The 12,090-nt window shown below is 63.9% G+C and carries 12 protein-coding genes; all 12 read left to right on the plus strand.

What is annotated here, in order from left to right:
• Positions 1 to 5 precede the first annotated feature (5 nt).
• Positions 6 to 362 (plus strand): NADH-quinone oxidoreductase subunit A, encoded by a 357-nt coding sequence (locus EBB59_RS00355; RefSeq protein ID WP_122100173.1) that lies wholly within the window; start codon positions 6 to 8, stop codon positions 360 to 362.
• Entirely contained in the window at positions 353 to 934 is a 582-nt protein-coding gene (locus EBB59_RS00360) for a NuoB/complex I 20 kDa subunit family protein (protein WP_122100174.1), read from the plus strand. The genes EBB59_RS00355 and EBB59_RS00360 overlap by 10 nt, the downstream gene beginning before the upstream one ends.
• A gap of 11 nt (positions 935 to 945) precedes the next feature.
• Entirely contained in the window at positions 946 to 1,713 is a 768-nt protein-coding gene (locus tag EBB59_RS00365) for an NADH-quinone oxidoreductase subunit C (RefSeq protein WP_122100175.1), read from the plus strand.
• 20 nt (positions 1,714 to 1,733) lie between these two features.
• Complete coding sequence (locus EBB59_RS00370; protein ID WP_122100368.1) at positions 1,734 to 3,029, plus strand: NADH-quinone oxidoreductase subunit D; 1,296 nt, start codon at positions 1,734 to 1,736, stop codon at positions 3,027 to 3,029.
• Between the two features lie 149 nt (positions 3,030 to 3,178).
• Complete coding sequence (gene nuoE / locus EBB59_RS00375; protein WP_122100176.1) at positions 3,179 to 3,706, plus strand: NADH-quinone oxidoreductase subunit NuoE; 528 nt, start codon at positions 3,179 to 3,181, stop codon at positions 3,704 to 3,706.
• A gap of 2 nt (positions 3,707 to 3,708) precedes the next feature.
• A complete protein-coding gene (gene nuoF, locus EBB59_RS00380) occupies positions 3,709 to 5,070 on the plus strand; it encodes an NADH-quinone oxidoreductase subunit NuoF (protein ID WP_122100177.1) in 1,362 nt (453 codons plus the stop codon).
• On the plus strand, positions 5,067 to 7,313 hold the full coding sequence (gene nuoG, locus EBB59_RS00385) for an NADH-quinone oxidoreductase subunit NuoG (RefSeq protein ID WP_122100178.1): 2,247 nt from the start codon (positions 5,067 to 5,069) through the stop codon (positions 7,311 to 7,313). The genes nuoF and nuoG overlap by 4 nt, the downstream gene beginning before the upstream one ends.
• A complete protein-coding gene (gene nuoH, locus EBB59_RS00390) occupies positions 7,310 to 8,392 on the plus strand; it encodes an NADH-quinone oxidoreductase subunit NuoH (RefSeq protein ID WP_122100179.1) in 1,083 nt (360 codons plus the stop codon). The genes nuoG and nuoH overlap by 4 nt, the downstream gene beginning before the upstream one ends.
• Positions 8,393 to 8,396: 4 nt before the next feature.
• On the plus strand, positions 8,397 to 8,885 hold the full coding sequence (nuoI, locus tag EBB59_RS00395; protein WP_122100180.1) for an NADH-quinone oxidoreductase subunit NuoI: 489 nt from the start codon (positions 8,397 to 8,399) through the stop codon (positions 8,883 to 8,885).
• Positions 8,886 to 8,892: 7 nt separating this feature from the next.
• Positions 8,893 to 9,531 (plus strand): NADH-quinone oxidoreductase subunit J, encoded by a 639-nt coding sequence (locus EBB59_RS00400; protein WP_122100181.1) that lies wholly within the window; start codon positions 8,893 to 8,895, stop codon positions 9,529 to 9,531.
• Complete coding sequence (gene nuoK / locus EBB59_RS00405) at positions 9,531 to 9,848, plus strand: NADH-quinone oxidoreductase subunit NuoK (protein ID WP_122100182.1); 318 nt, start codon at positions 9,531 to 9,533, stop codon at positions 9,846 to 9,848. The genes EBB59_RS00400 and nuoK overlap by 1 nt, the downstream gene beginning before the upstream one ends.
• A gap of 161 nt (positions 9,849 to 10,009) precedes the next feature.
• A complete protein-coding gene (gene nuoL, locus EBB59_RS00410; protein WP_122100183.1) occupies positions 10,010 to 12,067 on the plus strand; it encodes an NADH-quinone oxidoreductase subunit L in 2,058 nt (685 codons plus the stop codon).
• Positions 12,068 to 12,090: the final 23 nt, after the last annotated feature.

A 12,090-nucleotide genomic window follows, 5' to 3' on the forward strand; every position in this document is an offset into this window, starting at 1 on the left:
CGCACGTGCTGGCCGAATATCTGCCGACCCTGCTGTTTTTGATCGTTGCCACGGGTATCGGCATCGCGCTGATCGTGATTGGCAACCTGGTGGGGCCGAAAAAGCCCAGCGCCGAGAAGCTCTCCCCTTACGAGTGCGGCTTCCTCCCGTTCGAGGACGCGCGCATGCAGTTTGACGTGCGCTATTACCTGATCGCTATCCAGTTCATCATTTTCGATCTGGAAATCATCTTCATCGTGCCGTGGACGCAGGTCTTCATGGAGATCGGCGCGCGCAGTCTGGTGACGATGGGCCTGTTCGTCGGGATGCTTTTCCTCGGCTTCGTCTATGTCTGGAAGCGGGGAGCGCTCGAATGGGAGTAAGCCACACGCCGTTCTTCAACCCGCTGCCGGAAGGGCGGCTGGATGATCTGTTGCGCCCCGAGGGCGACAACCCGGTGATGCAGCAGGGCTTCGTCACCACCAGCATGGATGCGCTGTGGAACTGGGCGCGTACCGGTTCGATGTGGCCGATGACCTTTGGTCTGGCCTGTTGCGCGGTGGAGATGATGCATGCCGGCGCGGCGCGCCTGGACATGGATCGTTTCGGCGTGGTGTTTCGCCCCTCGCCGCGCCAGTCCGACGTGATGATCGTGGCCGGCACGCTGGTCAACAAGATGGCGCCGGCGCTGCGCAAGGTCTACGACCAGATGCCCGACCCCAAGTGGGTGATATCGATGGGCAGCTGCGCCAATGGCGGCGGCTACTACCACTATTCCTACTCGGTGGTGCGCGGCTGCGATCGCGTGGTGCCCGTGGATGTCTATGTGCCGGGCTGTCCGCCCACCGCGGAAGCGCTGGCCTACGGCATCCTGCAATTGCAGAAGAAGATCCGCCGTACCACGGTGTTCGGCAAGAAGGACGATGAGCCGCGCATCGTCGCCGCCCATTCCTGAGTGCGAGAGGCATGAACCAGAACGCAGCGAACTTCGCCGATGAATTGCGTGCCCGTTTCCCGGGGTGCCGGGTGTCCGTGGCCGAGCCGCGCGGCGAGGTGACGATGGACGCGCCTTCGGGCGAATGGCTTGGCGTGGCGCGCGCGCTCCGTGACGAATTCGGCTTCGAGCAGTGCATCGATCTCAGCGGTATCGATTACCTAGGCTACGGGGCCGACGAGTGGGATACCGATGTTTCCTCGCAGGGCTTCAGCCGTGGCGTCGAGGGGCGCGGCCCCGGCCGTTTCAAGTGGGGCGAGGCGATGACCGAACAAGCGCCACAGCCGGTGGGCGTGGCGCCGGTCGAGCCGGTCGCCGGCAAGCGCTTCGCCGCCGTCGCCCATTTGCTGTCGGTTTCGCGTAACCGGCGTCTTCGCATTCGCGAGTTCTGCGCCGACGATTCGTTGCCGGTGGTGGATTCGCTGAGCGGTGTCTGGGCCGGCACCGACTGGTTCGAGCGCGAAGCCTTCGATCTTTTCGGCATCGTTTTCCGAGGCCACCCCGACTTGCGCCGCATCCTGACCGATTACGGTTTCGTCGGCCATCCCTTCCGCAAGGATTTCCCGTTGATCGGCAATGTCGAAGTGCGTTACGACGCGGAGAAGGCGCGGGTGGTGTACGAGCCGGTCACTTCGGTCGAGCCGCGTGTCGGCGTCCCACGCGTGGTACGTGATGATGCCCGCCTCGCCACCGCCGACGGTGAATCGAAAGACCTGAAACCGAACGGAGGCGCCCGATGAGCGCGCCCAGCCCGCAAAACATGCCCGCCTCCAGCGGCCTGGCCAGCAACGCGGCCGAAGCGCGTCAGGAAATCCGCAACTACACGTTGAACTTCGGCCCGCAGCATCCGGCCGCGCACGGCGTGCTGCGCCTGATTCTGGAAATGGACGGCGAAACCGTGATGCGCGCCGATCCGCATGTCGGCCTCCTGCATCGCGGTACCGAAAAGCTGGCCGAATCCAAGCCGTTCAACCAGTCGATCGGTTACATGGATCGTCTCGATTACGTCTCGATGATGTGCAACGAGCACGCCTACGTGCGCGCCATCGAGACGCTGCTCGGCGTGGAAGCGCCCGAGCGCGCGCAGTGGATCCGCACGATGTTCGACGAGATCACGCGCATCCTCAACCATCTAATGTGGGTGGGCTCGAACGCGCTCGATCTGGGCGCGATGGCGGTGTTCCTCTACGCCTTCCGCGAGCGCGAGGAACTGATGGACGTGTACGAGGCGGTCTCCGGCGCGCGCATGCACGCGGCCTATTACCGGCCGGGCGGTGTCTATCGCGACCTGCCGGAGCAGATGCCGCGCTACAAGGAATCCAAGTGGAAGAAGGGCGAGAAGCTCAAGCGCTTCAACGAATGGCGCGAAGGCTCGATGCTCGACTATCTGGAAGCCTTCACGAAAGACTTCCCCCGGCGCGTCGATGAATACGAAACGCTGCTCACCGACAATCGCATCTGGAAGCAGCGCACCGTCGGCATCGGCGTGGTGACGCCGGAGCAGGCTTACGCTTGGGGCATGACCGGCCCGATGCTGCGCGGCAGCGGCATCGCCTGGGATCTGCGCAAGAAGCAGCCTTACGCCAGGTACGCGGAAGTCGATTTCGATATCCCAGTCGGCGTCAACGGCGACTGCTATGACCGCTATCTGGTGCGTATCGCCGAGATGCGCGAGTCTAACCGCATCATCGGCCAGTGCGTGAAGTGGCTGAAAGCCAACCCCGGCCCGGTGATGCTGGACAACAAGAAAGTGTCACCGCCCTCGCGTGAAGCGATGAAGGACGACATGGAAGCGCTCATCCACCACTTCAAGCTGTTCTCGGAAGGTTATTCCGTGCCCGCCGGCGAAACCTACGCCGCGGTGGAAGCGCCGAAGGGCGAATTCGGCTGCTGGCTGGTTTCGGATGGCGCCAACAAACCGTTCCGCTGCAAGCTGCGCGCGCCGGGCTTCGCCCATCTTTCGTCGATGGACGCCATCGTCAAGGGCCACATGCTGGCCGACGTGGTGGCGATGATCGGCACTTACGACATCGTGTTCGGGGAGATAGATCGATGAGGAGCAGGGATCAGGGGCCAGAGACCGCAGGCTGGAGAAAAGCCGGCAACGGGTTTGATCTACGCGGGTGCAACCGCGTGCTCTGGCAATCGGCTCGATCTGTCCCGTTTTTCAGTTCTTCCCTGACCCCCGGCCTCTGAGACCCATCAATGAAAGCCACCGGCAATTTCGAAAACGCGCGCAACGTCGACCCGATGGCGGTGCTGTCGGATGAGACGCGTGCGCACATCGACCACTGGCTGAGCAAGTTCCCGCCGGACAGGAAGCGCTCGGCGGTGTTGCAGGGCCTGCACGCCGCGCAGGAGCAGAACGGCGGCTGGCTTTCCGACGAGATCATCGCGGCGGTGGCCAAGTACCTGGGCTTGCCGCCCGTGTGGGCCTACGAGGTGGCGACCTTCTACTCGATGTTCGAGACCGAGAAGGTGGGCCGCAACAACGTGGCTTTCTGTACCAACATCAGCTGCTGGTTGAATGGCGCGGAAAAACTGGTCGAGCACGCCGAAAAGAAACTCGGCTGCAAGCTCGGCGAGTCCACCGCCGACGGGCGCGTGTACCTGAAGCGCGAGGAAGAATGCGTGGCCGCCTGCTGCGGCGCGCCGGTGGTCGTCATCAACGGCCATTACCACGAGAAGCTCGACACCGCGAAGGTGGACGAACTGCTGGACGGGTTGAAGTGACGATGGCGCATCATTCGTACTATTCCGAAGGTTACGGCCCGGTCGGGCCGGCGCCGGTCGAGCACAGCGTCGTCTACACCACGCTGCACTTCGACAAGCCCTGGTCGTACGAGAACTATCTCAAGACCGGCGGCTACGCGGCGCTGCGCAAAGTGCTTGAAGAGAAGATTCCGCCGGCCGAGGTGATCGAGATGGTCAAGGCGTCGGGGTTGCGCGGCCGCGGCGGCGCGGGCTTCCCGACCGGCCTCAAGTGGAGCTTCATGCCGAAAGGCCCGGGGCAGAAATACATCCTCTGCAATTCCGACGAATCCGAGCCGGGCACCGCCAAGGACCGCGACATCCTGCGCTACAACCCGCACGCGGTGGTCGAAGGCATGGCGATCGCCTGCTACGCCACCGGCAGCACGGTGGCCTACAACTACCTGCGCGGTGAGTTCCATCACGAACCCTTCGAGCATTTCGAGAGCGCGTTGAAGGAAGCCTACGAGCACGGCTGGCTGGGTAAGGATGTTCTCGGCAGCGGCATCGATATCGACATCCATGGCGCGCTCGGCGCCGGCGCCTACATCTGCGGCGAGGAAACCGCGTTGATGGAATCGCTGGAGGGCAAAAAGGGCCAGCCGCGCTTCAAGCCGCCGTTTCCGGCCAACTTCGGTTTGTATGGCAAGCCGACCACCATCAACAACACCGAGACCTATGCCTCGGTGCCGGCGATCATCCGCAACGGCGCGGAGTGGTTCGCCGGTCTCGGTATCCCCAACAACGGCGGCCCGAAGGTGTTCTCGGTTTCCGGCCACGTCAACAAGCCGGGCAATTACGAGATTCGCCTCGGTACGCCGTTCGCCGACCTGCTGCAGTTGGCGGGGGGCGTGCGCGCCGGTCGCAAGCTGAAGGCGGTGATCCCCGGCGGTTCGTCGATGAAGGTGCTGCCGGCCGAGAAGATGATGGCCTGCACGATGGATTACGACAGCATCGGCAAGGCCGGCTCGGGCCTTGGCTCCGGCGCGGTGATCGTGATGGACGAAACCACTTGTATGGTGCGCGCCTGCCAGCGCATCTCGCGCTTCTACTTCAAGGAATCCTGCGGCCAGTGCACGCCTTGCCGCGAAGGTACCGGCTGGATGTATCGCCTGCTCGGCCGGATCGCCAACATGGAGGCGACGATGGACGACCTGGAAATGCTGCGCGCCTCCGCCGGCCAGATCGAAGGCCATACCATCTGCGCTTTCGGCGAGGCGGCGGCCTGGCCGGTGCAGGGCTTCCTGCACCATTTCTGGGACGAATTCGAATACGCCATCGTCAACAAGCGTTTCCTGGTGGATGACATCCGCGATGGCCGCATGATCGAGAAGGTGGCCGCATGAGCGCCCAGCCCGTGAACCCCAATCTGCCGCCGGATCACGTCACCGTTTTCATCGACGGTGTGGAACTGGCCGCGCCGAAGAACAGCATGATCATCCATGCCGCCGACAAGGCCGGTATCCCGATCCCGCGTTTTTGCTATCACGAGAAGTTGCCGATCGCCGCCAACTGCCGCATGTGCCTGGTCGAGGCGGAGATGGGCGGGCGCATGAGTCCGAAGCCCTTGCCGGCCTGCGCCACGCCGGTGGCCGATGGCATGAAGGTATTCACCCGCAGCGAAAAAGCGTTGAAATCGCAGCGCAACGTGATGGAGTTCCTGCTGATCAACCACCCGCTCGACTGCCCGATCTGCGACCAGGGCGGCGAATGCGAGTTGCAGGACGTATCGGTCGGCTACGGCCGTGGCATCAGCCGCTATTCCGAGAAGAAGCGGGTGGTGGCCGACGAGGATCTCGGCCCGCTGGTGGCGACCGAGATGACCCGTTGCATCCAGTGCACGCGTTGCATCCGTTTCACCGCCGAAGTGGCCGGGACCTACGAGCTGGGAGGCATGCAGCGCGGCGAAAACCTGCAAATCGGCACCTTCGACGGCAAGCCGTTGACCACCGAGTTGTCCGGCAACGTCATCGATGTCTGCCCGGTCGGCGCATTGACCAACAAGGTATTCCAGTTCAAGGCGCGGCCATGGGAACTCGTCGCTCGCGATTCGCTGGGCTTCCACGATGCGCTGGGCAGTAATCTGTTCCTGCATACGCGCCGTGGCGAGGTGTTGCGGGCGGTGCCGCGCGACAACGAATTGGTCAACGAATGCTGGCTGTCCGACCGCGACCGTTACGCGCATCAGGGCATGTACGCCGATGATCGCGCGCTGGCGCCGATGATCCGCGTGGCCGAAGGCGGCGAGCCGGAAGCCTTCCGCGAAGCCACCTGGGACGAGGCGCTGGCCAAGGCCGCCGAGATACTGCGCGAGAATGCCGGAGATTCGCTGGGCGTGCTGGTGCATCCGGCGACCTCGAACGAGGAAGGCGCCTTGCTGGCGCGGCTGGCCGGGTCGCTTGGCAGCGGCAACCTCGACCACCGTCTGAGCCAGCACGATCTGTCCGATGCCGCCGTCGCCGAAGTATCGGGCGTGGCCGTCGAGGACATCGAACATGCCGAGGTGGTGGTGATCGTCGGCAGCCATCTCCGTCACGAAGTGCCGTTGCTGCACCACAGGGTGCGCAAGGCGTGGAAGCGTGGCGCCCGGGTCTATGCGGTCAACCCGGTCGATTTCGATTTCACCTTCGATTTGGCCGGCAAGGCCATCGTCGCGCCTTCGCAGATCGCCGGGGCGCTCGCTTCGCTCGATATCGGCGCGGTGGAGCGGGCGGTGGTGATCGTGGGGGGCGTGGCCGAGAACGGCGCGCATGCCTCGACCATCCGTGCGGCGGTGCGCGATTTCGTCGGCAAGTCCGGGGCGCGCGTCTGCCGCATTCCACAGGGCGCGAACGCCGTCGGGCTGGCTCGCCAGGGCGTGCTGCCGAGCCAGCGTTCCACCCAGGACATGCTGCGCGAGGCGCGCCAGGCTTATGTCATTTACGGCATCGAACCCGGTCTGGATTTTGCCGACCAGGGCGTGGCGATGCGCGCGCTGGCCGGGGCCAGGACGGTGGCTTTCAGCCATTACGCCTGCCGCTCGACCCGCTCGGTGGCCGATGTGATCCTGCCGATCGCATTGTTGCCGGAGCTGGACGCGACGCTGACCAATCTGGAGGGGCGCGACCAGCGGAGCCGCGCGGCCGGCAAGTTGCGCGGCGAGGTGCGGGAAGGCTGGCGTGTGCTGCGCGCGTTGGGCGCGGCATTGTCCGCCACCGGCTTCGAGTTCACCGATCTAGCCGGGCTGCGCGCCGCGATGACGCCGCGCGGCGTCGACGTGCGCCCGGCCAATGTCCCCGCGGCCGGTGCGCCCGGTCTGGAGTTGGCGGTGTCGCAGGCGATCTATCGCGTCGATGCCACGGTGCGCCGCGCCGCCGCGTTGCAGGCGCATCCGTTGACGGTGGGCGAGTGCGCCATGCTGCACCCGGAAACCGCCGCGGCCATCGGCCTGCGCGACGGGGCGATGGGCAAGTTCTCGACCGCGGCGGGCACCGCGACGTTGCCGGTCTCGGTCAGCGCCAAGGTGGCGCCGGGCGTGGTCTGGGTGGAATCGGGCTACGGCGCGACCGCGCCGCTGGCATCGAGCCGTGTGGAGGCGAAGTCGGCATGACTGGATTGATCGACACTTTGCATCAGTGGTTCTTGCAGATGGGCGACGTCGGCGTCGTGCTGTGGATCGTGCTGAAGATTCTCGCCATCGCCGTGCCGGTGATCATCACGGTGGCCTTCTACGTGGTGTGGGAGCGCAAGCTGATTGGCTGGATGCATGTCCGCCACGGCCCGATGTACGTCGGTCTTGGCGTGTTCCAGGCTTTTGCCGACGTGTTCAAGCTGCTGTTCAAGGAAGTGGTGCAGCCGAGCGCCGCCAGCAAGTTTCTCTACATCCTCGCGCCCTTGATCGTGCTGGCGCCATCGTTCGCGGCCTGGGCGGTGGTGCCGTTCGATGCGCAACTGGTGCTGTCGAACGCCAACGCCGGCCTGCTCTACCTGCTGGCGATGACCTCGCTTGGCGTGTACGGCGTGATCCTGGCCGGTTGGGCTTCGAACTCCAAGTACGCCTTCCTGGGCGCGATGCGTTCGGCCTCGCAGGTGGTGAGCTACGAGATCGCGATGGGTTTCGCTCTGGTCGGGGTGATGATCGCCGCCGGCAGCCTCAACTTGAGCGAGATCGTGATGGCGCAGGCCGGAGGCAAGGGCTTCTTCGATTGGTTCTGGCTGCCGTTGCTGCCGTTGTTCCTGGTCTACTTCATTTCCGGTGTGGCTGAGACCAACCGCGCGCCGTTCGACGTGGTGGAAGGTGAGTCGGAAATCGTCGCCGGCCACATGGTGGAGTATTCAGGCTCGCAGTTCGCGCTGTTCTTCCTGGCCGAGTACGCCAACATGATCCTGGTGAGCTTCCTCACCGCGCTGTTCTTCCTGGGCGGGTGGCTCTCGCCGTTGCAGGGTTGGATCAACCTTGGCGACGTGCATTGGCTGGTCAACTGGATATGGCAGGGCGGCTGGCCGTGGCTGTTCGCCAAGGTGTTCTTCTTCATGAGCTGCTTCATCTGGTTCCGCGCATCGTTTCCGCGCTACCGCTACGACCAGATCATGCGTCTGGGCTGGAAGGTGTTCATCCCGATCTGCATTGCCTGGATTGCCGTGACCGCGCTGATGGTGTTCTACGGCGTTTTCAAGGCGGGAGCGTGAAGCCGTGAATCGCATCGTCCATTACTTCAAGAGCCTGCTGCTGCTGGAACTTTTCCAGGGGTTGTGGCTGACGTTGAAATATCTCTTCCGTCCCAAGTACACGTTGATGTACCCGATGGAAAAGACCCCGCAGTCGCCGCGTTTCCGCGGCATCCATGCGTTGCGCCGTTATCCGAATGGCGAAGAACGTTGCATCGCCTGCAAGCTGTGCGAGGCGGTGTGCCCGGCGCTGGCCATCACCATCGATTCCGAGAAGCGCGCCGACGGCACCCGCCGCACCACGCGTTACGACATCGACCTGTTCAAGTGCATTTTTTGTGGCTTCTGCGAGGAGTCCTGCCCGGTGGATTCGATCGTGGAAACGCATGTGCACGAATACCACTTCGACCGGCGTGGCCAGAACATTCTGACCAAGCCGACCCTGCTCGCCATCGGCGACCGGCTTGAGGCCGAGATCGCCGAACGCCGCGCGGCCGACGCGCCTTACCGCTGAGGACGGCATGGATTCCATCATCTTGTTCGCCTTCTATACCTTCGCCGCCGCCGCCGTGATGTCGGCGGTGGGCGTGATCAGCGTGAAGAACCCGGTGCATGCCGCGTTGCTTCTGGTGCTGACCTTCTTCTCGATCGCCTGCACCTGGATCATCGCCGGGGCCGAGTTCCTCGGCGTGGCCTTGATCCTGGTCTATGTCGGCGCGGTGATGGTGCTGTTCCTGTTCGTGGTGATGATGCTCGACATCGACACCGCCCCCATGCGCGAGGGCTTCGTGCGCTACCTGCCGATCGGTTTGTTGGTGGCGGTGGTGATGCTGGCCGAGATACTGACCCTGATCGGCATCAGGTCGCGGCTGGCCGGTTTTGCCCCGGACGCGATCGAGGCCAGTGGCGTGTCCAACGCCAAGTGGTTGGCGGAGACGCTCTATACCCGCTTCCTGCTGCCGTTCGAACTGGCGGCGGTGATCCTGACAGTGGCGGTGATCGCGGCGGTGATGCTGGCGCTGCGCGTGCGCAAGGGCGGCAAGCGGCAGAACCCGTCGCAGCAATCCTCCGTCAAGGCGGTCGATCGCGTGCGGCTGGTCAAGATGGAAGCGGTCAAGCCCTCGCCGGCAACCGCTCGGGACAACGAGGAGGCGCGCTGATGTTCGATGTACCGGTGGGCCTGGGCCATTACCTCGCGCTTGGCGCCGTGCTGTTTTGCATCAGCGTGGCCGGCATCTTCCTGAACCGCAAGAACGTCATCATCCTGTTGATGTCGGTCGAGCTGATGCTGCTGGCGGTGAACGTCAACTTCGTGGCGTTCTCGCGCCACCTGGCCGATCCGCAGGGGCAGATTTTCGTGTTCTTCATCCTTACCGTGGCCGCGGCGGAGGCCGCCATCGGTCTGGCGATCCTGGTGGCGCTGTTCCGCAGCCGCCGCACGATCGAAGTGACGAAGCTCGACTCCCTGAAAGGCTGAGTCGGCGTGTCCGCGAGCCATTGATTGGCGCGCGCGTCGCAAACGCCCGGTCACGGATGGCCGGGCCGGACAGCCCGGAGCAAGTGCGACATCGCCAGGGACGGCGCGACGAAAATTCCTGTTTCAAGTGTGGCAACCACCGGTAAAACGGCGATCCCTAAATGACCCTATCCACAACCCAACTTCTCGTCATCGTCCTGGCACCCCTGCTGGGCTCGATCGTTGCCGGCCTGTTCGGGCGGCAGGTCGGTCGCGTCGGCGCGCACGTCGTGACCATCGCCGGCGTGGCGGTGAGCTGCGCGCTCTCGCTGCACGTGCTCTGGCAGTTGGTCGGGCAGGGGGCGTTGCCGTACAACCAGAACCTCTACACCTGGTTCGAGGTGGGCGGCTATTCGGCGCACGTCGGGTTCATGATCGACAAGCTGACCGCGATGATGATGGTGGTGGTCACTTTCGTCTCGCTGCTGGTGCACGTCTACACCATCGGCTACATGGCGGAAGACCCGGGATATCAGCGTTTCTTCAGCTATATCTCGCTATTCACCTTCTCCATGCTCATGCTGGTGATGAGCAACAACTTCCTGCAACTCTTCTTCGGCTGGGAGGCGGTGGGGCTGGTCTCGTATCTGCTGATCGGTTTCTGGTTCAAGAAGCCGACCGCGATCTTCGCCAATCTCAAGGCTTTCCTGGTCAACCGCGTCGGCGATTTCGGTTTCCTGCTTGGCATCGCCGGCATCCTGCTCTGGTTCGGTTCGCTCGATTACGCCACGGTGTTCGCCAACCTCTCGGTGTTGGATGGGCAGACCGTGCCGGGCTTCACCTGGACGGCGGCCACCTTCATCTGCATCAGCCTGTTCATCGGCGCGATGGGCAAGTCGGCGCAGGTGCCGCTGCATGTCTGGCTGCCGGATTCGATGGAAGGCCCGACGCCGATCTCGGCCCTGATCCACGCCGCGACGATGGTGACCGCTGGCATCTTCATGGTGGCGCGTATGTCGCCGCTGTTCGAACTGTCGAGTACCGCGCTCGATTTCGTGCTGTTCATCGGCGCGACGACGGCGTTCTGGACCGGACTGATCGGCATGGTGCAGAACGACATCAAGCGCGTGGTGGCGTACTCCACGCTGTCGCAGCTTGGCTACATGACGGTGGCGCTGGGCGTGTCGGCGTATTCGGCGGCGGTGTTCCATTTGATGACCCACGCTTTCTTCAAGGCGCTGCTGTTCCTGGCGGCCGGTTCGGTCATCATCGGCATGCATCACGAGCAGGACATGCGCCGGATGGGCGGCTTGCGCAAATACATGCCGATCACCTTCATCACTTCGGTCGTGGGCACCTTGGCGCTGGTCGCCACGCCGTTCTTCAGCGGCTACTACTCGAAGGACGCGATCATCGTCGCCGCTGGCGAGCATGCCAGCGAGGCCGGCGGCTTTATCGCCAACTACGGTTACTGGGCGGTGTTGCTGGGCGCGTTCGTCACCAGTTTCTACAGCTTCCGCCTGTTGTATCTGACCTTCTTCGGGCCGGAGCGTTTCCGCGATGCGCATCATGACGATCACCATCACGATGATGCGCATGCCGGGGACGATCACCACGCTCACGGCGCGCATGAGCCTCATGAATCGCCGTGGGTGGTGACGCTGCCACTGGTGCTGCTGGCGATTCCGTCGGTCTTGGTCGGCTTCTTCACCGCCGGGCCGATGCTGTTCGGTACCGATTGGAGCGGCCATGCCGGCCAGCCGGGTTTCTTCGAAGGTGCGATCTTCGTCAGCGAGGCCCGCGACGTGATGGCGAAGATGGCGGCCGAAGACTGGCACGGCCCGGTGGCCTTCGCGCTGCACGGCTTCATGACGCCGGCGTTCTGGCTCGCCCTGGCCGGTTTCGCGTTGGCGACGTTGATGTACGTCGTCAAGCCGGAATTGCCGGCCAAGGCGGCGCGGGTGTTCCGCTTGCCGATCCGCATCCTTGAGGAGAAGTACGGCTTCGACAAACTGTGGATCAACGGTTTCGCCGGCGGCGGCGTGCTGTTCGGCAAGCTGTTCCGCGGCTTCGATACACGGGTGATCGACAAGGGGATCGTGGAAGGCGGCGCCGGCGTGGTCGGCATCGTCGCGGCCACCTTGCGCCGCGTGCAGAACGGCCGCCTGTACAGCTATGCCTTCGCGATGATCATCGGCTTGATCGTGCTGCTGGCCTGGCTGATCAGGGCGTGGACATGAATTTGAAGATCGAGATGAAGATG

It is taken from the genome of Solilutibacter pythonis (assembly GCF_003697345.1).
Classification (GTDB): Bacteria; Pseudomonadota; Gammaproteobacteria; order Xanthomonadales; family Xanthomonadaceae; genus Solilutibacter; species Solilutibacter pythonis.

Excerpts from the sequence above, each read along its gene's own strand:
- EBB59_RS00360 (WP_122100174.1), top strand. The coding sequence starts at position 353 with ATGGGAGTAAGCCACACGCCGTTCTTCAACCCGCTGCCGGAAGGGCGG.
- EBB59_RS00365 (WP_122100175.1), top strand. The coding sequence starts at position 946 with ATGAACCAGAACGCAGCGAACTTCGCCGATGAATTGCGTGCCCGTTTC.
- EBB59_RS00370 (WP_122100368.1), top strand. The coding sequence starts at position 1,734 with ATGCCCGCCTCCAGCGGCCTGGCCAGCAACGCGGCCGAAGCGCGTCAG.
- nuoE (WP_122100176.1), top strand. The coding sequence starts at position 3,179 with ATGAAAGCCACCGGCAATTTCGAAAACGCGCGCAACGTCGACCCGATG.
- nuoF (WP_122100177.1), top strand. The coding sequence starts at position 3,709 with ATGGCGCATCATTCGTACTATTCCGAAGGTTACGGCCCGGTCGGGCCG.
- nuoG (WP_122100178.1), top strand. The coding sequence starts at position 5,067 with ATGAGCGCCCAGCCCGTGAACCCCAATCTGCCGCCGGATCACGTCACC.
- nuoH (WP_122100179.1), top strand. The coding sequence starts at position 7,310 with ATGACTGGATTGATCGACACTTTGCATCAGTGGTTCTTGCAGATGGGC.
- EBB59_RS00400 (WP_122100181.1), top strand. The coding sequence starts at position 8,893 with ATGGATTCCATCATCTTGTTCGCCTTCTATACCTTCGCCGCCGCCGCC.
- nuoK (WP_122100182.1), top strand. The coding sequence starts at position 9,531 with ATGTTCGATGTACCGGTGGGCCTGGGCCATTACCTCGCGCTTGGCGCC.
- nuoL (WP_122100183.1), top strand. The coding sequence starts at position 10,010 with ATGACCCTATCCACAACCCAACTTCTCGTCATCGTCCTGGCACCCCTG.